General features: G+C 71.0%; 15 protein-coding genes and 2 pseudogenes. 2 read left to right on the forward strand and 15 right to left on the reverse strand.

What is annotated here, in order from left to right:
* Nucleotides 1-11: 11 nt before the first annotated feature.
* The 13 genes and pseudogenes from NON19_RS24540 to NON19_RS24600 all read right to left on the reverse strand — a co-directional run bounded on the left by NON19_RS24540 (nucleotide 12) and on the right by NON19_RS24600 (nucleotide 16,350).
* Nucleotides 12-1,841 (reverse strand): VgrG-related protein, encoded by a 1,830-nt coding sequence (locus NON19_RS24540; protein ID WP_255931234.1) that lies wholly within the window; start codon nucleotides 1,839-1,841, stop codon nucleotides 12-14.
* Nucleotides 1,838-2,560 (reverse strand): CIS tube protein, encoded by a 723-nt coding sequence (locus NON19_RS24545; RefSeq protein WP_255931235.1) that lies wholly within the window; start codon nucleotides 2,558-2,560, stop codon nucleotides 1,838-1,840. The genes NON19_RS24540 and NON19_RS24545 overlap by 4 nt, the downstream gene beginning before the upstream one ends.
* A gap of 82 nt (nucleotides 2,561-2,642) precedes the next feature.
* Entirely contained in the window at nucleotides 2,643-3,071 is a 429-nt protein-coding gene (locus NON19_RS24550) for a phage tail protein (protein WP_255931236.1), read from the reverse strand.
* An 18-nt stretch (nucleotides 3,072-3,089) separates the two neighbouring features.
* Complete coding sequence (locus tag NON19_RS24555) at nucleotides 3,090-3,650, reverse strand: hypothetical protein (protein WP_255931237.1); 561 nt, start codon at nucleotides 3,648-3,650, stop codon at nucleotides 3,090-3,092.
* Nucleotides 3,651-6,123: 2,473 nt separating this feature from the next.
* Nucleotides 6,124-6,282: a DUF6760 family protein gene (locus NON19_RS24560; protein ID WP_188273132.1), complete on the reverse strand. Its 159-nt coding sequence runs from the start codon at nucleotides 6,280-6,282 to the stop codon at nucleotides 6,124-6,126.
* On the reverse strand, nucleotides 6,279-6,770 hold the full coding sequence (locus NON19_RS24565) for a hypothetical protein (protein WP_255931238.1): 492 nt from the start codon (nucleotides 6,768-6,770) through the stop codon (nucleotides 6,279-6,281). Before NON19_RS24565 ends, NON19_RS24560 begins: the two co-directional genes overlap by 4 nt.
* Nucleotides 6,767-7,207, reverse strand: a complete 441-nt coding sequence (locus tag NON19_RS24570; protein ID WP_255931239.1) for a phage tail protein — start codon at nucleotides 7,205-7,207, stop codon at nucleotides 6,767-6,769. The genes NON19_RS24565 and NON19_RS24570 overlap by 4 nt, the downstream gene beginning before the upstream one ends.
* 85 nt (nucleotides 7,208-7,292) lie before the next feature.
* Entirely contained in the window at nucleotides 7,293-8,852 is a 1,560-nt protein-coding gene (locus NON19_RS24575; RefSeq protein ID WP_255931240.1) for a phage tail sheath family protein, read from the reverse strand.
* Nucleotides 8,853-9,232: 380 nt separating this feature from the next.
* Nucleotides 9,233-9,431 (reverse strand): annotated as a pseudogene (locus NON19_RS24580) (IS982 family transposase); the annotation flags it as partial.
* A gap of 58 nt (nucleotides 9,432-9,489) precedes the next feature.
* Complete coding sequence (locus tag NON19_RS24585; protein ID WP_255931241.1) at nucleotides 9,490-11,631, reverse strand: ATP-binding protein; 2,142 nt, start codon at nucleotides 11,629-11,631, stop codon at nucleotides 9,490-9,492.
* Nucleotides 11,628-12,332: a Pvc16 family protein gene (locus NON19_RS24590; RefSeq protein ID WP_255931242.1), complete on the reverse strand. Its 705-nt coding sequence runs from the start codon at nucleotides 12,330-12,332 to the stop codon at nucleotides 11,628-11,630. Before NON19_RS24590 ends, NON19_RS24585 begins: the two co-directional genes overlap by 4 nt.
* Nucleotides 12,329-15,484: a hypothetical protein gene (locus tag NON19_RS24595; protein ID WP_255931243.1), complete on the reverse strand. Its 3,156-nt coding sequence runs from the start codon at nucleotides 15,482-15,484 to the stop codon at nucleotides 12,329-12,331. Before NON19_RS24595 ends, NON19_RS24590 begins: the two co-directional genes overlap by 4 nt.
* A 143-nt stretch (nucleotides 15,485-15,627) precedes the next feature.
* A complete protein-coding gene (locus NON19_RS24600; RefSeq protein WP_255931244.1) occupies nucleotides 15,628-16,350 on the reverse strand; it encodes a helix-turn-helix transcriptional regulator in 723 nt (240 codons plus the stop codon).
* Nucleotides 16,351-16,625: 275 nt separating this feature from the next.
* Here NON19_RS24600 and NON19_RS24605 point away from each other — a divergent pair, with 275 nt between their 5' ends.
* Both NON19_RS24605 and NON19_RS24610 read left to right on the forward strand, forming a co-directional pair.
* A complete protein-coding gene (locus NON19_RS24605; RefSeq protein WP_255931279.1) occupies nucleotides 16,626-17,939 on the forward strand; it encodes a COG1470 family protein in 1,314 nt (437 codons plus the stop codon).
* A 90-nt stretch (nucleotides 17,940-18,029) separates the two neighbouring features.
* A pseudogene (locus tag NON19_RS24610) lies at nucleotides 18,030-18,182 on the forward strand (DUF6444 domain-containing protein); the annotation flags it as partial.
* A 465-nt stretch (nucleotides 18,183-18,647) separates the two neighbouring features.
* Here the strand turns inward: NON19_RS24610 and NON19_RS24615 are convergent.
* Nucleotides 18,648-20,447, reverse strand: a complete 1,800-nt coding sequence (locus tag NON19_RS24615) for an eCIS core domain-containing protein (RefSeq protein ID WP_372514270.1) — start codon at nucleotides 20,445-20,447, stop codon at nucleotides 18,648-18,650.
* A gap of 279 nt (nucleotides 20,448-20,726) precedes the next feature.
* Nucleotides 20,727-21,278, reverse strand: coding sequence for a sigma-70 family RNA polymerase sigma factor (locus NON19_RS24620; protein WP_255931245.1), 552 nt, complete (start codon nucleotides 21,276-21,278; stop codon nucleotides 20,727-20,729).
* Between the last annotated feature and the right edge of the window lie 295 nt (nucleotides 21,279-21,573).

Below are 21,573 nucleotides of genomic sequence, written 5' to 3' on the forward strand. Positions count from 1 at the left end.
TTTCAGTTATTTCAGTTGATGCGAATGAGAGCCGCCTTCACAACGGCGAGCAGACCGCCGTCGACGTTGACCTCGGTCTTGCCGTTGATGTTCACCGAGGTGCCGTCCACCTTGACTTCGGTCTTGCCGCTGATGTCCACCGAGGCGCCCTTCACGGTCACGTTGCCCGTGCCCGCGTCGAGGGTGATCCCGGAGGGGGACAGGGTCACGGAGCTCATCGGACGAGAACCGCTCGAGTCGTACACGGTCATGGAGACGCGGTTGCGGCGCTCGTCGAGCCGGACTTCGAGCCGTTTGTCGCCGCTGGCGAGCCGCACGCCGGCGGGCCCCCTGCCCGGGGCGTCGAGCAGCTCGACGCGGTTGCCCGAACGGGACACCAGGGAGCGCCGGTTGACCGTGCCGCGCGAGGAGTCCACGAGGGGTCCCACGTGCGGCGAGGGCTTGTCCACGCCGTTGTACAGGCCGCCGATGACGTACGGGCTGTCGAGGAGTCCCTGCTCGAACCCGACGAGCACCTCGTCGTTGACCTCGGGGCTGAACACGCCGCCGCCCCCGCGACCGCCCCACTGCACCGTGCGCACCCAGTCCGTCACGTAGTCGTCGTCCAGCCACGGGAACTTCAGGCGCACCCAGCCGCGCTCGCCGCCGCCCGGCTCGCGGATGTTGGTGACCACGCCGATCGCCAGGCCCGGTACGCGCGGCCCCCGGGAGGGTGCGTTGCCGCCGGTGACCAGGCCCGCGAGGGAGCGGTCGGGGGAAGTGCTGACGAGCAGTGTCGTGCGGTAGCCGCCCTGCGGTTCGAGGACGTGGTGAGCGGCGGTCGCCGTGTAGCGCCCGCTGAACGCGGGGCCGACGTTGCCGAGTGCCACGGGCAGACCGGCACGCAGCATGGGGTTTCCCTCGACGACCGCCTCCAGCTCGGTGAAGCCCGAACTCACCGACCCGGCAACGGCATGGGCCACCGCCTCGGTCTCCGCTTGTGTGCGGTACGGCATGTCGGTGACGGTCAGCCGGGACGACCCGCCGAACGCGCTGCTGACCACCGACGGCTGCATCCCCGGCGTCACCGTCTGGCTGCGCACGGACGGCTGCCGGGTCACCAGCGGGGTTTTCGTGTTGACGTCCCAGCCCCGCACCTCGACGCTCCCGGCCCCGTCGGCGCTGGTGAGGACCGCCCGCAGGGCCAGGAGGTTGCGCGAGTACTCAAGGACCATCGGGTCCTGCGTGGCCGGTGTCGAGGGGGCGGGCGCGGACGCGGCGGGGTTCGGTCTCACGAACTGGAGCAGCCCCTTGTCGTCGACGCGCACCTGCGCGCCGCTCTCACCGGCCAGGAACTGCAGGAAGTCCCAGTCCGAGACGTTGGCCTGGGACAACTGTCGGTACGTGATCGGGGCGGCTTCGACGCGCCCGCAGGCGAGCCCGGCCCCGGCGGCGACTTTGCGTACGATGGCGGAGGCCGTCATGTTGCGGTAGGCCACCACCTTGCGGCCGCGTTGCAGCCGGTGTGCCTTCGAGTACGCGCGCACCACGGTGAACGACCCGGTCGTGTCGCTGTCCAGTTCGAGGGCCGTCACCTCCCCGGCGAACAGCAGCTCCCGTGCCTGCCCTTGGACGGTGACGACCGAGACGCGCAACTCGGTGCCGATGGTGATGCCGGTCGCTTTGAGCAGTTCGTGGTCCGGGTCGCGGTACGTGAGGACCGCGGCGTCGGGCAGCCCGACGTTCTCGTCGACCACGCAACTCACCAACTGCGTGATCCACTCGGTCGGCAGCTCAGCGGGAGCCTCCACGATCGGGTCGGCGGCGAAGGACCGGCCGCCCTGCGCCTCGGGGGTGGTCATCGTGTCTCCTCCCGTACGGCACTCTGCGCGTCCGGCACGAGCAGTTCCGTGCCGGGCACGAGCACCATGGGATCGTCGATGCCGTTGGCCTCCGCGATCATCCGCCAGGCCGTGGCGTCCCCGTACTCCCGCCAGGCGAGCAGCGGCAGGCTGTCGCCCGCCACGACCCGGTGGGTGCTGCGCGCCTCACGCGCACCCGAGGTGGGGTTCTGGCCCGGCGGGTCGACGCTGGCCTCCTCGATGGACAGACTGCACTTCGCGCGCAGGGGCTTCCCGTCGACATCGAACAGCGTGTAGTCCACGGAGAGTTGGGACACCACACCGTTGAACGCCGTTGTTTTGGTGGAACCCCAGTTGAAGCGCACCCAGGGGCTCGCGGGTTTCTTCCGCGCGAGACTTCTCTGCGTCGGCACACACGCCTTCATCAGCTTCTCGACTGTCCGTTCCACCGAGTTGTCGTGCTTTGCCGTCCCGTCGAGGAACACTTCCAGGCTCAGCGAACGCGGCCCGCTGCCGACGAACTCGGGCAGCGCGGACTGCCCCGCCATCCGGGAGGGAGTGCGCCGCCACTCGGTGTTCTTGCTCAGCGACAGGGACGACGGGTTGAACTGCAGCTCGATCAGCTCAAGCACGCCGCCAGGCTTCGCGCCGACCCTCGCGGGCGGCTCCATGATGGTGAGCTGGGCACGGGTTCGGCTCGTGCCGACTGCGGGGGACATGCCGTCTCCTCCTTCCGGTTGCGGTCATGGCGTTGGCGACGTGCACAAGGGCCTTGTGAGGCTGAGTGATTGACGGGAAACGTCAGGAGATCTCCAGCCCCTCGTGTGCGATCTCCAGGGTCTCTATGGCGGCCTCCGAGTTGGCGGGATCGAATGACGGGCCCTGCCAGCGGACCGGCACGATGCCGAAGACCTGCCAGCTGATGATGGGGGTGAGATTCGGCCTGAGCGCGACGATCTCCCCGTCCTTGGGCACGACATGCTGGATGATCTGCTCGAACCAGCGCGCGATCTTGGCCGTGTCCTTGGTGACGGGTCGGGTCAGCGTGATGTTCGACCAGGTGACGCGGCCCGGCAGTTGCCAGTCGAAGCCGTTGTTGCCGCCCTCGGCGTACGTCTCGATCTCGACCTGGGCGCCGAGCCCCGAGCAGGTCTGGAAGGTGCCCAGGTCGTTGTTGCCGATGGCGAGCCTGAAGAACGGCGTTGTCGCGAAGATGTCGTCGGTGGTCATGTGGCGGGTCCCTAGTTGTCAGCGGCGGCCGTCGTACAGCCGTCCGGCACGTTCTCGTCCACGGCGCAGATCGGCGCGCAACAGCCGGGCCACCGGGTCGATGAGCCGCCGGGCGAGATCTTCCACGTCGATTCCGTCGCCGTGCTGCGGTGGCACCGGGCTCTTCTCGGCGGACGACGAGGACTTCTTGACCGGTACGGGTATGCGCGAGCGGGGCGGCGCGGAGCGCACTGGAACGTCGGTGGCGCCGCCCTCTTCGGGGGTGCGCTGGATCGCGGCCGCCGAGGCCGCCGCCTTGAACGGCGCGGTGGGGCGGCCGTGCGGGTTGGGCGCGTCGGGGGCCCCTGCGTCCGGGAACCGGGGGACCGTCGTCGGTGGCGCCGTCGCGATCGGCAGGCGCTGTACCGGTGCTGTCGCGGTGGGTGCGACGGGCGGTGCGGGACGTACGACCGGGGTGCGGTGCGGCGCGCGCACCCCGGGGACGGTGCCCGCGCCGGATGGGTGGGCGGAGCCCTGATCCAGGGGTGCGGGATCCCGCGCCGCGAGGGGGGACCGCACCGCCGGGAGTGCGGTGTGCACCACCGGAGGCGGGCCGTTCGAGGTCCGTAACCCATCGCGACGCGCGGGCCCGTCCCGGTGCTGGGACGTCCTCGGTGAGCGGGGCGTGCCCGGCTGCAGCGAGGGCTGCGGTCGGGAGGGCGCCGTCTGCACGGCGGTCACCGGATCGCGGTTCCATCGCGCGGCGACAACCGGACGGGTGGTGGCGGCAGGCGGAGTGGGCGACGTCGCCGAAAAGTCTGCACGCGTCACGGTGTTCACGCCGAGCGACCGCTCGGGCAGCAGTGCGCGTGACCGTTGCAGAACCGGCAGGGCGGCGGCCCGTGCGGCGCCGTACAGGGACCGTCCCGTCGCGCGCGCCTTGGCCAAGGGGGTGCTGCGCGTCGCAGCCGCGCGCTGCGCGGAGGCTGTGTGGTCAGTCCGTTGTGCGGGGGAAGTCGCGGACGCGGCGGGCGAGATGGGGTTGACGGGCGCGATAGTCCGCTGCGCCGGGGCGGGGCGCCCGCCCAGCAGCGGGGCACCCGGAGCAGTGGCCGTCGGTGGCAAGGAGGAGAGCGGTGTGCCGATGCCGCTTCGGGGGCGCGGTCGCGTCCCGCTTGAAGAGGCGTCGGCGCACGGCAGTTGGGGCGTGCCTGCCGCGGGAGCTGGAGTCGGCCATGAAGGTCCGGCCGGTTCGGGAATGACCTGGCGTTGTACGACGGGCATGGATCCGGGCGGCGCCATCGCCCCGGCGGGCGGCAACGGGCGTGCGCTGGTGGGGAGTTCATGGAGCGGTTCACCGAGTGGGGGCCGTACGGTCGTGTCCCGCTTCGGGGACGGGGAGGGAGCGGGCACGGCATCGCCTTGAATGTCCGCTGTTGCGGGTGGTGTGGGTTCGGGGTCGGCTTGGCGTTGTACGAGGGGCATGGGTCCGGACGGAGTCGGTGACCCGGGGGCGGGGGTGGCGCTGGCCGGGCTGGGCGCGTGGTGTGGCAAGCGGCGTGCGCTGGTGGGGAGTTCATGGAGCGGTTCACTGAGTGGGGGCCGTACGGGCCTGTCCCGCTCCGGGGATGGGGAGGGAGCGGAGGGGGAGGTTTCGGGCGCCGCGCTGCGCTGGGCGTCCGGTGTTGTGGGAGCGGGCGTGCGCGGTGCGTTGCCCGTCGCGGGAGCGGGTGGTGTGGGTTCGGGGTCGGCCTGGCGCTGTACGGGGGGCATGGGTCCGGGCGGAGTCGGTGACCCCGGGGCGAGGGTGGCGTTGGCGGGGCTGGGCTCGGCGGAGACCAACCGGCCCGCATTGGCGAGTAGTTCACGCACTGGTTCGCCCGGCGCGTGCCGCGCGGGCACGTCCCGCTCCGGGGCGGGGGAGGTCGAGGGCGTCGCACTGCGCTGGGCGTCCGTCGTCGCCGGAGCCGTACCGGAGGCGGGCCCCGCGGCCCCGGGTGACGCGGCGGGGCTGCCCGAAAGTGCCGCGTCCGCGCCGCCGCCGAGAGGTGCCGTGACGCGTGGCGTACCGCCGTCGCCCGAACGCGCGGGAGCCTGCGGCGGGAGGGCCGTCACCCTGCGCAGCGGCATGGCCGGCCGGAGCGCGACAGTCAGATCGGGACCGACCCGTCGCGGCCGGGCCGGTACGCCGTCGCCCGCGCGCGGCGAGGGCGAGGGCGCACCGGGAGCCGCGACGGGAGGTGTCGGCGCGCCGCCCTCACGTGGAACCGCGGCTCGCTGCACGGAAGGTGAGGTGGCCGGGCGAAGCTGCCGCTTGGGGAGTACGAGGGCGTCGGGGCTGAGTTGCCGCGGGCGTACGGTGTGCGAGGCCGCACCGCCTGGCGTGTCGCCCTGGTGCGAGTGGGAGCCATCCGTCGTACCGCCCTGCCGCCCGCCCGCGCCGACTGTCGGGTGGATCTGACGTGAGCGTGGTCCGCCCGTCGTGCCTTCCCCGCCTGCGGGTGTGGCTCCGCCGCCTACCTCCCGCCGCGGGTTCGCCGGGCTCGCACTGGTGCCTCGTCGCTGGGCTGCCGTGTGCCCGGCGTCCCCGGCTCGTACCGAGCGGCGTACAGGCGGCGCGGCGGAACCCCCGGCGCCCGTCCTGGCGGAATGCTCAGGTTCGAAGTCGGGCTCGGCCTCCCGCCGCACCGCGCGCAACAACAGTGGGCCGCCCGCGGAGACCGAACTGCGGGCAGTCGACGGGCGGGCGACCCCGTGGATCATGCCCACCGGGGCGTCCGGCAGGACCGCGTGGCCGAGGTCCGTCCCGAAGGAGGGGTTCTGCCACGCGGCGAGTTGCGATCGGAACAGCAGCCCATCACTGACGCCGAGCGCCGAGCGCGCGATCGTCACCGTCGGCTGGGCGACCTGTCGCCAGCCGCCGTCCCAATCGCCGAGCGGATGAGCCTGTGCTGGTCCGGTCTGCGAGGACGGCTGCGGGGCCTGGGCAGACGTCAGGGACGGCCGGTCCGGGGCGAACCCCTCAACCGGCCGGTCCGCGTCGCGACGGAACCTGTCCCAGAACGCCATCCGTTCAACCACCTTCGTTCGCACGGGTGTTGATCCGCGCTATCTCTCGCACCCACTGCTGACGTTCGGCGTGGGTGAGGTCGAGGATGTCCTCACGCTGCCAGTGGAAGTGATAGGCCACGTACGCGATCTCCTCCCGCAGGCGGGGGAGTGCGTACGTCACGATTCCCCCAGGCGCCCACCCGAGAGGTCCACCTCGAACGAACCACTGCACAGCGGGCAGGTCACCGCGGCGTGCGTATGGCCCTCGCTGTTGATGCGCCGGTAGAAGTCCTGGAGAAACGCGACGTCCGTGGCGTACATCCGCTCCACGATCTCGGCGTGCACATTCTTGATCTCGCCGAGCCGGGTGATGACCTGGCTCAGCAGGACCACGCTCAGATACGCCGGGTTCTCCTTGACCCGCAGGTCGATCTGGGGCCGTAGCTCGTCCCGGGCGGTGGCGAGGCGCATCGAGCCGCGCCGGTGCACGTTGCCGTCCTCGTCGACGTACCCGCGCGGCAGCTCGAACTCGAATTCCGTCCGAAGACCTTGCTGGTTCGGCGCGGAGCGTGAAGCCGATACGGTGGCCCGCAGCGCTCCTTCCTCGGGGTCCGATGCCGCGTCCAGGAGCTCTTCCAGGCTGCCCGGCGAGACGGTGCGACGCCTCATGTGACCTCGATCTCCTCGAACGTGATCGTCACGGTCTCGGTGGCAGCCGTGGACTCACCGGCCTTGAGCGCGGGACCTTCCCACTTGCTCACCCAGGCGTTCTTGAGATTGACCGTGCGGACGGTGTTCTTCTCTGTGTCCTTGTACTCGATGCTGATGTGCTGGCGTGCGGAGTTGATGGCGCCTTTGTTCAAGGTCTCCTTGATCCACTTGGTGAACTCGCTGCTCTTGTCGAGTCCCCGGACGATCGTGACCTCACCGGCCTTCCTTGCCCCGGGCTGCTTGCGGATGACGTTCTCGCCCCGGTTGGTCGTCTGTTTGATCTCGACGACATCTTCCTCGACCGTGACTCCGCTGACCGACTGGATCATCTCGACGAGGTATCCGCCCAGTTGCACGCCGAAGACGTGAGTAGTGAGAGCATCACCATTTGCCATAACTGTGAATCACCTTTCGTGCTTCGCCTATTTCCCATTTCCCAGGAGGTGGCCGGTCGGGCGCGGGGCCGCCGGGCCCCGCGGCTCACTCGTCGACGAGACTGGTGCTGTCGGAGAACTGCGAGAGGCGGAAGATCACGAACTCGGCCGGCTTGACGGGGGCGACCCCGATCTCGCAGATGACCTGACCGAGGTCGATCGACTCCTGCGGGTTGTTGTCCCGGTCGCACTTGACGTAGAAGGCCTCGTCCGCGTTCTGGCCGAAGAGCGAACCCCGGCGCCACTCCTCGGTGAGGAACGCGCCGATGTTGCGCCGGATGCTCGCCCAGAGGCGGTCGTCGTTGGGCTCGAAGACGACCCACTGGGTGCCCAACAGAATCGACTCTTCAAGGTAGTTGAAGAGCCTGCGGACGTTCAGGTAGCGCCAGGCCGGGTCCGAGGACAGGGTGCGCGCACCCCAGATCCGGATGCCGCGCCCGGGGAAGGCCCGGATGCAGTTGACGCCGATCGGGTTGAGGAGGTCCTGCTCGCCCTTGCTGAGCCGGAGACCGAGGTCGACCGCGCCGCGGATGACCTCGTTGGCGGGCGCCTTGTGCACGCCGCGCTCGGCGTCGCTGCGCGCCCACACGCCGGCCACGTGACCGCTGGGCGGCACCGTGGTGTTCCGACCGGTCGCCGGGTCGAACACACTGATCCAGGGGTAGTACAGGGCGGCGTAGCGGGAGTCGTAGCCCGCCTCGTCGTTGCGCCAGGTGCGTACCTGCTGGGCGTTGAGGCCGGGCGGGGTGTCCAGGACGGCGACCCGGTCACCCATCTGCTCACAGTGCGAGATCACCGCGAGTTGCACGGTCCTGAGGCCCTCGGCGTCGATGTCGCCGCGCTGGTGGGCGCTCATCAGGTCCGGAACGACGACCATCGTGACCTCGTCGATGGCCTCAAGGCCGGAGAAACCGGTGCGTGCCGTCGCGTCACCGACGTACTCGGTGGGGTCGAGGCGCGCGACGCCGTTGGACGAGGAGGTCTTGGCGGGTGCGGGGGCCGGGGCGGCGGCGAGCGCGACGGTCTGGCTCTGCGGGCGGCTCTGCGCCGTGCCCCGCTGCTCGGTGACCGTGATGAGCTTCGACTCGCGCAGTTGCGTGAGGAGGTAGTTCTTGACGTTCTTGCGGACGGAGACGTCGTAGCTCTCGGCCACCTTGTCGCCCTGGCGCACCAGCAGTTTGAAGCGGTCCTCCGGCGGGTTCTCCCCGTCGGCGTCGGCGATCTCCACGGTCAGGCCGGAACCGGCCCCGGGCAGCGCGGCGAAGAGGAAGCCGCCGAGCGCCACGGGCTCGGGCGCCGCCTCGACGGCTGCCGGGCCGCCGTTCGGGGAGGCGCCGTCGGAGGGCCCTCCGACCCGGACGATGTAGGCGGTGCCGCCGCCGTTGGCGAAGTAGCCGTAGACCGAGTGCGCGAGGTACGTGTCCGAAGTGAAGCCGCCGAACGTCTGCACGTACTGGTCCCAGTTGGTCACCAAGGTCGGCTCGTGGAACGGGCCGGTCTCCGCGAAGCCGACGAAGGCAGCGACCGCGGTGCCGACTCCTTCGATCGGCCTCGCACCGGACTGCACCTCTTCCACGTACACGCCCGGGGTGAGGTACGAAGGCATGCTCGCTCCTTAATACGTCGGCGGTCACTTCGGTCACTTCCGAGTCTCGAAGCCGCCGCCGCCGCGCGACAGGGCGCGGAGTCCAAGGCCAAGGGCAAAGTCGCTGCCTTTTGCGGGCACGTCCCCGGGCCTTTCCGACGGCGTCGCGCGTGATCTCGCCCCCGCGGCCCGGCGCACCACGGCGGCGGACGGCCCGGCAGGCACCTTCAACTAGCCCCGAGGTGCAGCGACACGCGGGGCGAGAGGCAGCGCCGATCGCCCTGGATGAATGAGTCCAAGGGGTGCGGGTGCGGTCAGTGACCGTAGGCGGTCAATGACCGCTTGATGGGCTGCCCAGTCCTGGCGTTGCGCCAGATCGTTGCGGTCAGCGCGACCTGCCCGGCCCGGCGCAGCCAGCGCCGCTCGGAGGTGTACCCAAGCAGGGCGGACATCACCGCGAGCGTGAGTAGCTCAGCGTCGCTGAGCGTAGGCGCGATCCCGACCGCCGGCCGGGCGGGCAGCAACCACGGCGAAGCCTTCAACTCGTCGTGGATCCGGGCATTAGAGTGCTGTCGCGAGGGTGTCCAGGTCTGTCATCACACACTGACCGTGGACGCCCTCACGTCATGTCCGCAGGCACTCCCTTGGACCCATTCATCTACGGCCGGGTCGGGTTCCGCTGCGCCTCGTCGAGCCAGGGCCCGAACTCGGTCTCCAAGACGAGCCGTCCGAGCTTGCGGTACTCCTGCAGGATGGCGGTCACGACCTGTGCCATGCCCAGTGGGCGGCCCGAATCCGCCGCGAGATACGCCGCGGTCACCGCGCAGGCGCGGATCGACCCCCCGGCCAGCTCGAAGCGCTCCGCGCAGAAGTCGAGGTCGAGCGCCTCGTCGCGCGGCAGTTCGGTGCCGAGGCACCGGTCCCACAGTGCGCGGCGCTGGCGCACGTCGGGCATCGGGAACTCCGCGATCACGTCCAGGCGCCGCGTGAACGCTTCGTCGAGGTTGGCGCGCAGATTCGTGGTGAGCACGGCGATGCCGTCGAACGACTCCATACGCTGGAGCAGATACGCCGACTCGACGTTGGCGTGCCGGTCGTGCGCGTCCTTGACCTGCGACCGCTTGCCGAAGATCGCGTCCGCCTCGTCGAACAGCAGCACCCCGTTGACCTCGGACGCCTCAACGAAGATGCGCTCCAGGTTCTTCTCGGTCTCACCGACGTACTTGTCCACGACGGTCGACAGGTCGACGACGTAGAGCTCCATGCCGAGGTCGGCGGCGATGACCTCGGCGGACATGGTCTTGCCCGTGCCCGACTCGCCGGCGAACAGGGCGATCACCCCACGGCCGCGCCCGCCGCCCGGCCGCATCCGCCACTGCCCGAGCACCTGCTCCCGGTGCCGGGCGCGCAGCGCGAGCTCACCGAGCTGGTGACGGGTGGCCGGGGGCAGTACGAGGTCGTCCCAGCCCACCGCGGGCTCGATCCGTCGGGCCAGGCGCTCAAGACCGGCGCCGTTCTGCGCCCGGACGGCGTCGCGCAGGTCGGCCGCGGTCACGGTGCGCCCCGCGAGGGCGGCGACCCGGGTGGCGACGGTGGCGGCCCTGCGCACCTGGCCGGAGTCGAGGCGGTAGACGGCGAGCGTCCCGGCGAGTTCGTCGTCCGGCGCGGGGTGCGCGGCCCCGATGGTCTCGGCCGCTTCGGTCAGCGCCCGCCGCCACTGCCGGGCACCCTGCTCCGGTGACGGCGGGCTCACGGTGATCCGCACCGGGCTCTCCGCCGCCCACAGCGGGTCCCAGCCCTTCCTGCCGTAGGTGATGAGCGGGACGCCTTCAGCCGCCGCGCACAACTCCCGCAGCAGCATGGCGCGTTCTGGGCGCTCGGGTTCGAGGGCTTCGAGCGGCCCGAGCACGATGCCCCCGCCGCTCAGCCTGGCCTCGGTGGCCACGACGCGTGGCAGGTGGCCGAGCGGGACGTGGGCCGCGGTGGCGGTCTGCGCGACGAACGCCGGGACGTCGAGGACCAGCGGACGGCGCCCCGCGGCCAGCAGCGAGCCGACCGCGAGGCGCCCGGCGTCGCCGCCCCGGTCCAGCAGGTGGACCAGGCCGCCGCCGGTGCGGGCGGCGGCCGCCACGCGGTGACTGTCGTCGTCGTGCGCCGCGTCGAGGTCGAGGTGCGCCGTGCGGCCGTGCTGGACGCAGAGGAGGCCGAGCAGTCGCCCGTCTGGCTCCTCGTTCCCGAGCAGGTGCGCCGTCACCCGGTCCGGCACCCTCAACGCCCTGGAGAGCTGGGGGCGTTCGGGTTCGCCGATCTCGACGAGGCCGCCCGCCACGAGCGGCGCCGACGGCGCGAGACGGAAGCGCGCCGCGCTCGCGGCGGGAAGGCCGCACAGCTCAAGGGCCAGGCCGACGGTGGGCCTGCGCCGGGTGAGGTCGTCGTTGAGGTAGCCGTAGAGCCGCTCGAACCGTGCGTCGAGGTCGGGCGCCATGGCGACGAGCAGCAGCTCCACGTCGAGGGGGGACAGACCGAACGCGGCGGCCAGTTCGTGCAGGACGGAACCGGGCGGAGGTGTGGCGGGCTCACCGGTGACGGATCCCGACGCGGGGGACTCGTCGAGGATCCGCTCCACCGCCTCGGGAGTGAGGTACTGCCCCCGGTACGGATCGTCCGGGTCAGGGTCGACGGCGCGGCGCGCGGCCACCGCCTCGCGCACCCGCTGCTCGATGAGCCGCAGCCGTACCCAGAGGTGGTCGTCGAACCGGCCGGGATCCGCGCCGGGCAGCACATGGACGGCCTGGGTCATTCCTGACGACCTCCTCGGCGGCGCCGCGCGGGCGTGGGCCTGCGTTCGCGCGGCGACGAGAACCCGTCGGGGCCGGGGTCGCGTATGCCCTCATAGCGCAACTGCCGCCGCGGTACGTCGTCGTCCGTCCCCGAGGAGGCGGCGACGGGCTTCACGACCAGGCCCTCGGTGACCGGCGGTCCCGCCGGCGTGCGCTCACCGGCCAGCGGCGCGGTGACCGTCACACTGATCGACGCTTTCAGCTCACCGCCGAGCGCCGGCCACACGTCGGAGGCCGACTGACCGTCCGGGCCGCCCGCCGTGAACAGCGGTAGGGCCAAGCCGAGTTCGGCGAGGGAGCCGGTGAGTACCCGTCTGGGCAGCATCTCCTGAGCGATCAGGCACCGCAACACCTGGGAGAGCAGCCGGTGTTCGTCCTGCGGGCGGTTGGTCCATGCCGTGACCAGATACGTCAGCTTGAACCAGCGCGGCGGCGTGCGCCATGCGACGACCAGGCCGTCGGCGTCGTACTCCTCGCCCGTGCCGGAGCGTCGCCGCGTGGTGTCCTCCTGGATGTCGTACAGGAACGCGCTGACCGTCGGGGCGTTTCGGCGCGCGGACCAGTCCCGGGTCGGGGCGTCGAAGACGAGGTCCACCCCCGCCTCCTCCAGGCCCGCCTCGGCGAGCAACTGCCGCAGTCCCTCGTCGACTTCGTGGATCATCGGCGCTCCACCTCGTCCGGCGGCTGTACGCTGCCGTTCACCACGAGGAACTTCGTCGTGACCGGGCTGAAACCCGGACCGCTGGCGGTGATGGTGCGCGGCCCCGTCTGGTCCTTGGTGAGGATCAGGAGCTGGCCGATGAACGTCCCGTCCGGGCCGGGGATCGTCGGCGCGGCGGCCGCCGTGATGCCTGGCTTCCAGGTGAAGACGACGGGCGCGCCGGGCGGGAAGTCCGTGCCGCGCACCGAGGTCACGAACCCGGGCTTGCCGATGGGCGGTACGGCCACGATGCGCGGCTGGAGGATGCGCAGTGGCGTACGGGCGAAGTTGTCGTTCGGGTTCGCGTCCGTGCCGGTCGTGGTGAGCGTCCCGGTGACCTGGGTCCGCTGCGCCTGCTTCGGGTTGAGGACGACGCGGACGACGTCGGAGGCGCCCTGGGCCAGGTCGGGGAGCGCGCACTCCAGGGAGTCGTCGCATCCGGCCGGCGGCGCCCCGTACGGGATGTCCGGGGGCAGCCCGAGCTTGATGCGCAGGCCGGTGGCCAGAGCGTCGCCGCCGTTGCGGACCGTGTACGTGACGACGACATGTCCGCCGACGTAGCCGGGGTTCGGCTGCGCGGTGATGGTCACGCCGGGGCCCGCTTCGGGCGGGGTCGGTGTCGGAGGCGTGGGCGGGGTCGGCGGAGTCGGCGGGGTTGTTGGAGGCGGCGTCACGGGGGTGACGGGCACGACGGTCTCGGAGGCGTTGTTGGTCGGATTGGCATCGAGGACGGCGCCGTCGACGGACCAGCCGATGCGCTGCTCGCCGGTGTTCACCCCGGTCACCTTCACGATGACGGGCACGCTCGTGCCGGGCGCGATGACGCCCAGACCGCACTGGAGGGAACCGGCGGGGCACTTCCCCGTGGGGCTGGCCAGCCCGTCGACGCGCAGACCCGGGGGCGGGGCCGCGGTGAACACCGTGCCGGGGGAGGCCGCGGGGCCGTTGTTGACGACGGTGAGGGTGATCGAGGTGGACGAACCGACCTTGAGCGACGGCGACTTGGCGGGCGCGCGCACGGCCAGGTCGACGGACTGCTGGATGCTCGGCTCCTTCTGCCGTCCGGGCAGCGCCTTGGTGAGCCAGACGACGTGTCCCGTGGTCAGGTCCAGGGACTTCAGGGCCTCCGGCTCGTTGGGCGGGAGCCCCCTGCGGGAGCTGAACACCAGCGTCTTGCCGTCGGCGGACCAGGCCACGTCGCGCGGCTGGAACGGCCCGGTCACGGTGGAGTCCGGCAGCGGCTGGCCGCAGGCGCCCGGATCGCCGCCGAGACCCGCGGGGGCCACCACCTTGCAGCCACCGCCGGTCAGGGACGCTACGAGGAGACCGTCGCGCTCGTTGACGCGGCCGCCGCCGTCCTTACGGTTGAACGCGAGGGTGCGGCCGTCGGGCGAGAACGCCGGACTGTCGTCGATCACGTCGCACGCGCCGGGGCAGATCGTGGCGCTGAAGTCCTTCTGCTGGTCGAGGGCGTTCACCGGTACGGTCCAGATGTGCTTGTTGCCGCCGCCCCCGTTGATCACCTCATTGCGGGTGAAAGCGATCGTGGTGCCGTCCGAGGACCAGGTGGGCTGTGCGTCACCGCCCGTCGCCTGACCCGCGGGAGGCGTGATCTCGTGGACGATTGCCCCGGTCGCCACGTCGGAGATCAGGATGCGGCCGGGCCCCGAGGCGCTGCCGACCCCACCGGGCGACGTCCTGGTGAACGCGAGGAACTTGCCGTCCGGCGAGAAGGTCGGGTCGGTGTCCCAGTCCTTCGGGCCGCGCCCCGCGAGCGGCATCGGCGCGGCGTGCGATCCGTCGGCGTCGGCGAGCCAGATCCGCTCGATCCTCCCGTTCGGCGAGTCCTCGAAACGCGTCAGGACGATGTGCCGTCCGTCCGGAGTGTAGTTCTGCCGCTCGTCCCAAGGGTCGTATCCCGGGGCGGGGTTGAAGAGCGGATCGACGGCCGGGTCCGTGTTCGTGTCGGCCGCGGGGTCCTCCTTGAGGATGGTGAGACCGAGGTCCCGGGGGTCCGAGCCGTCCGGCCGCGTGTCCTGGAGCGTCGCGACGTGCACCGCGGGCGCGGACGTGCGTGCGACGAGCACCTTGCCGCCGTTCAGCGGGCCGAGCCAGGTCGGCGAGTCGACCGCGCGGTTCTCGCTGAGCACCAGTTGGGGCGCGTTTGTCGCGTGCGCCTGTGTGCGGTAGACGTGGTCCCAGTCGCCCTCGCAGCCACAGGTGCGGTCGGGGCTGAGGAAGAGAAGGCCGTTGCCGTCAGGCAGCCAACTCGCGCCTTTCGTACGCCAGGTGGCCGCGACGCCCGCGAGGAGCGGACCGTCGGTGCCCTTGCCGTCGGTGACGCGCAGGCTCGGGGTCTTCTGCTCCCTCGCGGTGAACGTGTAGGCGACGAGGTCACGATGAGCGGGGTCGTCCACCGGGTTCCACACCGGCTCGGTCGCCTCCCCGGCCTGGGCGCCGGTGAGGAGGGTCGCCGTGCCGCCGTCCAGCGCCCGCGTGTAGATCTGCCAGCCGCGCAGGGGGTCGGAGTCACTCGCGTACGCGATGCGGGTCCCGTCGGGCGAGACGGTGGGTGACACCTCGTTGGCGGAGGAGTCGGTGAGCCTGCGCAGCCCGGAGCCGTCGGTGCGCACCAGCCACAGGTCACGCTGCTGCTGGCCTGCGGGGCCACCGGGCTCCGCCGAGTCGAACACCACCGACTTCCCGTCCGGGGTGAGCCGGGGATGCGCGGCATCGCGTCCGGTCGTCAGCTTGCGCACTGCGCCGGTCGCGTCGCGCAGGTAAACCTGCGGCTTCACATCGTCGCGCAGGCTGGTGAAGACCGTCACGTCGCCGTGTGCGGACGGCTGTTGGTCGAAATGGGTGAGCCCGGCACCGAAGAGCGGCGTGCTCGACGTGGTCGTGCTGACCTCGCCGAGGCTGCGGTGCTCCGTACCGGCGTAGGCGATCCGGCCGGCGCTCGACGCGGCCGCGTCCGTCGTGTCGGCGTTGGCCCGGCCGCCGAGGTCCTGCCCGAATACGGCGCTCACCGCGAGCAGGGGCCCGAGCAGCAGAAGGGCGGCAGCGATTCTGCCTAGCTGGTGCCACCTGGTGGGGCCAGCGGTGCCGATCACGGTCCACCTCGCAGTCCGGGGCCAGTCTCCGAGCACCACCCTGGCGGCCGGGCCGGGCCGTGGACAGGCCGCAGGGACCTGTCCCGGGGGAAGACCTCATTGCGCCTTCGGGCAGGAGCTGGCGGCCTGCCGGTCCCGCCCCGCTATATGAGCCCGTGGCGCATCGCGTATCCGACCGCGTGGGCGCGGTTGCGCAGCTGCAGACGGGTGGTGACATCGTGCAGGACGTTCTTCACCGTGCGCTCCGAATACGAAGTCTTCTGCGCGATCTCGGCGGTGTCGAGGCCCTCCGCGACGAGTTTGAGCATGTCCGCCTCTCTCGCCGTGAGCGTGGAGTAGGTGGTTCCGCGCGGGTCGAGCCCGGAGTGGTGCATGCCGCCCAGGTAGTCGAGGAGCTTGCCGAGCAGGTCACCGGGGAGCATGCCCTCCCCGTTCGCGAGGGCCGTGATCAGGTGCACGAGCCGGTCCTGGTCGGCCTCCGCCCGGCGTAACACCGCCGAGACCCCGCACTCCACGACGGTCGGCAGCGCCCTCGATCCGAAGGAGGCGACGACGAGCCCGGTCCGGGTGGCGGTGTTGCGGCGCAGTCGGTGCAGCAGTTTGACGGCGGCGTCGTCCACGGTGTCCACCACGACGAGTGATGCCTGTGCGCGGTCGGCCTCGGAGTCCGTGAGCAGGTCCACCTCGGGCCGCTGGCGCAGCTGTTGGACGATGCCGGTATGCAGGATCAGGTCCTCCGCGTAGACCGACACGGAGACGCGGCGGGGTTTGGTGTGGGAAGCCGAGAGCACTGTCGCCCTCAGCTCGGCCGACCTGGGGGATTGCGCCGGGACCGTGACCGCGCGCGGTTCGTCGTGTAATGCCATTGATGCGTACCCTCTCCAGAGATCCTTTAGGCCAGACATGCCAGGGAAGCCGTCCGTAGCAGGACAGGCACGGGTCTTCGGGTGGTTACGTGCGTGGTGCGGGTGGTGAGTGCCGCGCAGTCGGGCTGCGCGGTGCGGGAAGTGAGGGCAGCGCCGAGGTGTGCGTCGGGGGCACTGTGACTGCCCGACCGTTGCCCTCCTGCCTCTCGTGACACGGATGGCACAGCCATTAGGTTCACCGCGTGACCGCATCTGCTGCATCTGCCGAAACTGAAATTCCGCCAGTGACGGTGACGCCCGGCGGTGAGGCGACCACGACCCTGACCGTCCGCAACGGCAGCGACATCGTCGAGGCCTACACGCTCGAAGTGGTCGGTGACTGCGCCGCGTGGAGCACCGTCGAACCGACCAGGGTCTCGCTGTACCCCGGCACGTCCGAGACGGTGACGGTACGCCTCGCCCCACCCCGCTCGCCCGAGGTCCGTGCCGGGGACCTCCCGCTCGGCGTTCGCGTACTGCCCGCGGAGAACCCGGAGTTGGTGCAGGTCCCGGAGACGACCGTCCACGTCGAGGCGTTCCGGGAGCTGCAGCAGGAACTCCAGCCGCGGCGCCGACGCGGCTGGCTCGGTGCCCGCTACCGCGTCGCCGTGCGCAACCAGGGCAACACCGCCACGGACGTCGCCTTCACCGGCCAACAGGCGGGTGAGGAACTGCGGTTCGGCTTCACACCGAGTCGGCCCCGCCTGGAGCCGGGGGAGTCCACCGAGGTCCGCCTGCGCGTGCGGACCGGCAAGTTGATCTGGTTCGGCAAGCCGGTCACGTGGCCGTTCCAGCTCGGTGTGGCGCACTCCGAGGAGACCACCTCCGACGAAGAGGGAAAGGGACAGGGACGGCCGCCGAGCGGACAGCCCCTCGGCAGTGAACAGGCCCCGCTGGAGGGCGAGTTCGTCCAGCTCTCGGTCCTCCCGAAGTGGCTGCTCGCCGTGCTGGCCGCGCTCCTGGCGCTGCTGCTCGCATGGTTCGCGCTGGTGCGGCCCGCCGTGCAGAGCACCGCGAAACAGGCCGCGAACGACGCCGTCAGGAAAACCAACCCGAGCCCGAACCCCAACGGTGCCCAACAGGGCGGCAAGCCCGGTACGGGAGCCGGTGGTCAGGGCAATCCCTCGGGCGGCGGCGCGACGGGGTCGGGCGGCGGTAGTGGATCGGGCTCGGGACCGGGCACGGCCAACGGCCAGCAGAGCTCGGCGACCATCGACGTCCAGACGGACGGTGGCGCCACGAAGACGGGCACCTACCAGGTCCCGGCCGGGAAGCTTTTCGGCATCACCGACATCGTGGTGGCCAACTACCAGGGCGACGAAGGGCTGTTGACCATCACCTTCGGCGACCGCAAGATCACCACCATCGCCCTTGAGACCTTCCGCAACCAGGACTACCACTGGGTGACTCCCATCGACATCCCCGAGAACGCCACGGTCACCGCGCAGGTGACGTGCGCGAAGCCCGGCACACCGGCCACGGGGACGCAGGCCTCCGGATGCGACGAGGTGCTGAACGTCAGTGGTGTGCTGAGCGACGTCAAACGATGAGACAAACCCCTCTGGGAGCGGCATCGGGTCTGCCCGTTGAGCAACGGAAAGTCCGGGCCCGGGTGCGTCCGAAAAACGCCGTACAGCCTGATGGGGACACGTGCTCCGAGCGGCGTGGCGCCGCTGGCGGCGCTGTGGGGGCTGAACTCGCGGAATTCCTCGAAGCCGCCGTCCAGTGACGGGCTGGGCGAGCCGGCGCCGCCGTCGTTGCGGAAAACGTCCGGGACGCGGTCCGGGAAAGCCCGCGGGCGCGCCGAGCGACACCCGCGCCGGGGCGAGGAAGCAGACGAGACGGTCACACAACTGCCCGCCCGGTGCGGGGGACGCGGCCGGGACTCGGCGGATGCCGAGGTGACCGGGGCGGTCTGCCACCAGGCCTTCGACGTCCCGCCCAGCGAACTGCCGATGATCGAGCACCGCCTTGACAGGCGGCGCTGTGCGGGCTGCGGCAGTCGACTGCCGCGGTGGCGCCGACCGGGGTGGGCGCCTTGGTCCGGACCCGTCGTCAACGGCATCGGTGAGTCTGACCGCCCGCTGGCACCTGTCGTTCGGGCGGTGCGGTGCGCCCCACTCCCTGCCGACGTCCTCGGTAACCCGGTCTCGACGCGGGCCCCCGTGGAACCGGGCGGCGGGACCGGGCGCCTGGAAGAGCTCACCCGCGTGGTGCGCGAGCTGATCACCAGCGCACCGGCGGCGGGGCCGTCGCGATCAGCCCTGCATCAGGATCGTCAGGACCAGGCGGTTGTCTCCGCTCTCGGGGGTGAAGCGGTTTGCCCAGCCCCACTGCTCATGGAAGCTCTGCTCCGCGGGCCCGTACATCTGGAAGTACCACTGAGGGTCACCTGAGCTCAGGGTGCCCTGTTCCTCGTGGCGCGCGAAGTTCTCCATCGTGACGTGGTCGCGTCCGCTCTTGGCCACGATGCTGGCGAAATGGAAGTCCAAGCTGCCGGAGGTGGAGTCTTCGCGAAGCGCCTTGATCATGAGGAGGTCACCGACGCCCGCTTTCGCCGTGAATTCGTTGACCTTGAACTTGCTGTACGCGGCCTGGAGTCGGGGCCTTTTTGCCTTGTCGTCGCGGTACGCCATGACCCGCTGGATCAGCTTGCTCACGACGGCCGTCAGTTGCGGCAGTTCTGTCTTTTCCTTGCTGACCGCGGACTTGGCCTTTTCGTAGCGGGCCCGGAAGTCGTCGGCCTCCGCCGAGCTTTCCAACTCGCCGAGGACCTTGATGAGGGATCGGAAGTAGAGGTCCTCACCGGTGTGGTCCGGCGCAGGCTTCGAGGTGATCTCCCTGGCTATCTCGTTGCAGCGCTGTGAGAGCCGCACATCCAGACCGCGCTGCAGCGGCTGGCCGTGCTCGGGGTCCACCTTCACGGGCTCGACCTGCCACAGCGTCAAGTGTTTGTCGCTCACCTTGATGTCGAGGAACCGCCTGGTCCGCTGCAGCGTCAGATAGCCCTGTCCCTGGTCGAGCCGCACCTTGCCGCGCAGGAGGGCGTTGGCTTGGTCGATGCGCTCGGACGTGGCGAAGAACGTCTTGGCCTGGCGGCCGTCGATGATGTGCTCCACCGCCAGGTCCATCTTCTCGGCCAGGCGCAGCGGCACGCCGCCTTTGTACACGACGTTGAGGCTGCCGTCGGCCGCCACGAAGCTGTTGGCCTGCCGGGGCCCGTGCTGCGGGTCGTGGACCACGCGGGGACGGGCCTGCTGGCTGGGGAAGAAGTCCGCCGCAGGCGGGCCGGGTTGACCCTGTTCGTTGAGCGTGCCCGCACGCGGGTAGTTCGCGTCGCCGGGGTTGACGACGACGAAGCGCTGCACGGGACTGGCCCCCGTCGTTTGCCCCGACGCGGTGCCGTGCGCGGCGTGGTCGTGGTGTGCACCGTCGTGTGCCTCGCGAGAGGCGTCGGCTGCGGCAGGGAGGGACCGGGCGAGGGCGCGGCGGGCGTTGTCCTCGGCGGCCCGCTCGAAGCGGTCCGAGGGGTCGCTGACCCGCAGTCCGTTGCCGTGGTCGGTGCCCGCGACGGGTCCCTGACGCTGCTGGATCACGTGGGTCAACTCGTGGGCGAGGGTGTGCCGGTCGCCGCCTCCGTCGCCGAGGACCACGTGGTTGCCCGAGGTGTACGCGCGCGCTCCCAGTTCCTGCGCCGAGCGCTGGGCGTCGGCACCCGTGTGCACCCGTACGTCGGAGAAGTCCGCGCCGAGGCGGCCCTCCATCTCCGTGCGCACGGCTCCGTCGAGCGGCTTGCCGGAGGTCCCGAGAACTTTGGGGACCGTGGAGGGCTCCACCGGCGCCGCGATCGGGGCGTAGCTGTCCAGCGGGGGCCGGGCCCGTCGCTGCAGCGCGCGCACGACTGCGGTGTTCCCGGCGGTGCGCTGGAGGTCGAGCACGGCGGCCGGAGACAGGAGCCCGGCGGGGAGCCGCTGCGTCGCGCGGTCTGCTCGCTCGGCGCGCGGCTGTCTCCGAGGCGCCCTGGCGGTCGGGCCCTGCTCCTGATGTACGACGCGCACGGGCGCCTCCCTGGGTGATCCCGTCGACGGTGAACCGATCTCTCCATGGTGCCGGTGCGCGCGGGGTCGGACGAGAGACAAAAGGGCAGTCCCGCATGCCCTGTCGGGGCAGATCGCCTTCCGTACGCGGACCTTTCAGGACACGGCGACTCCAGCGTGCGCGGGCGCCGCCGCGAGGAATCTCACGCCCCGGTCTCCGGATGTCCACGATCAAGGGGAAGTGTCAGCCCGCGTGTCGCCAAGCACGGCGAACGCCTTTCGTAGCGTCTGACGTAACCGTCAAATGGTGGTGGTCACGCCGCGGCTGCTGAGGCAGTCGCGCAGCGCCCGCACCGCGTAGTGCGTACGGGACTTGACCGTTCCGGGCGGTAAGCCGAGCACGCGTGCCGTCTGGTTCACGCTTCGCCCCATGTAGTAGACGTGCAGCAGGACCTCACGCTGGAAGGGCGCGAGATCGCGCAGGGCCTCGACCATGACCTGCGCGGTGAGCGCGCGGTCCACGCCGTCGGCCACCGGCAGGTGCGTGATGTCCTGACCCACCTCCTCGGGTGGTCGCGCCTGCCGTCCCCGGTAGCCGTCGATCACCAGATTGCGCACGACGTGCAACAGCCAGGGGCGCAGCTCATCGCCGGGCGGGCCGAGTTCGGCTGCGTGCTGCCAGGCGCGGATCGCCGCCTCCTGCAGGATGTCCTCGGCGCGGTGCCAGTCACCGCCGAGCATCCGGGCAGCGAAGCGGAGCACCACGGATCCGTGGCTCGCGTACAGCGCGCGCAGGAGCGCCTCGGCCGATGGGGTGTCACGGGCGGTGGCGGAGGATGTTAAAGCAGGCATGGCCGTTGCCTCCGGGCGACTCCTGGTGCACTCCCGGTGCACGCTGACGTAAGCGCTCCGAACTGACCGGGCGCATCCGTCACTTGGAGCGTTCCAAGCAGTTATAAGGCCATACGGGCATGGTCAACGGGCCCGTTACGCCGCGTCTCGCGACCGCCTGTGACCGGTCTGCTCCAGGGCGACGGGCAGGCGACGTGCCGCGTTGCCGCGGGGCGGGTAGCCCGGATGCCCGAACGGTCAGGATCCGGGCCCGCTTGCGGCCCGGCGGCCTCGCGGCCACTGCCCGGATCGTGCC

Source organism: Streptantibioticus rubrisoli (assembly GCF_024436055.1).
GTDB classification, from domain to species: domain Bacteria; phylum Actinomycetota; class Actinomycetes; order Streptomycetales; family Streptomycetaceae; genus Streptantibioticus_A; species Streptantibioticus_A rubrisoli.

What these genes read in the sequence shown, in the direction of transcription:
- NON19_RS24540 (WP_255931234.1), bottom strand. Translation starts at nt 1,841, where the DNA reads ATGACCACCCCCGAGGCGCAGGGCGGCCGGTCCTTCGCCGCCGACCCG.
- NON19_RS24545 (WP_255931235.1), bottom strand. Translation starts at nt 2,560, where the DNA reads ATGTCCCCCGCAGTCGGCACGAGCCGAACCCGTGCCCAGCTCACCATC.
- NON19_RS24550 (WP_255931236.1), bottom strand. Translation starts at nt 3,071, where the DNA reads ATGACCACCGACGACATCTTCGCGACAACGCCGTTCTTCAGGCTCGCC.
- NON19_RS24565 (WP_255931238.1), bottom strand. Translation starts at nt 6,770, where the DNA reads ATGAGGCGTCGCACCGTCTCGCCGGGCAGCCTGGAAGAGCTCCTGGAC.
- NON19_RS24570 (WP_255931239.1), bottom strand. Translation starts at nt 7,207, where the DNA reads ATGGCAAATGGTGATGCTCTCACTACTCACGTCTTCGGCGTGCAACTG.
- NON19_RS24575 (WP_255931240.1), bottom strand. Translation starts at nt 8,852, where the DNA reads ATGCCTTCGTACCTCACCCCGGGCGTGTACGTGGAAGAGGTGCAGTCC.
- NON19_RS24585 (WP_255931241.1), bottom strand. Translation starts at nt 11,631, where the DNA reads ATGACCCAGGCCGTCCATGTGCTGCCCGGCGCGGATCCCGGCCGGTTC.
- NON19_RS24590 (WP_255931242.1), bottom strand. Translation starts at nt 12,332, where the DNA reads ATGATCCACGAAGTCGACGAGGGACTGCGGCAGTTGCTCGCCGAGGCG.
- NON19_RS24600 (WP_255931244.1), bottom strand. Translation starts at nt 16,350, where the DNA reads ATGGCATTACACGACGAACCGCGCGCGGTCACGGTCCCGGCGCAATCC.
- NON19_RS24620 (WP_255931245.1), bottom strand. Translation starts at nt 21,278, where the DNA reads ATGCCTGCTTTAACATCCTCCGCCACCGCCCGTGACACCCCATCGGCC.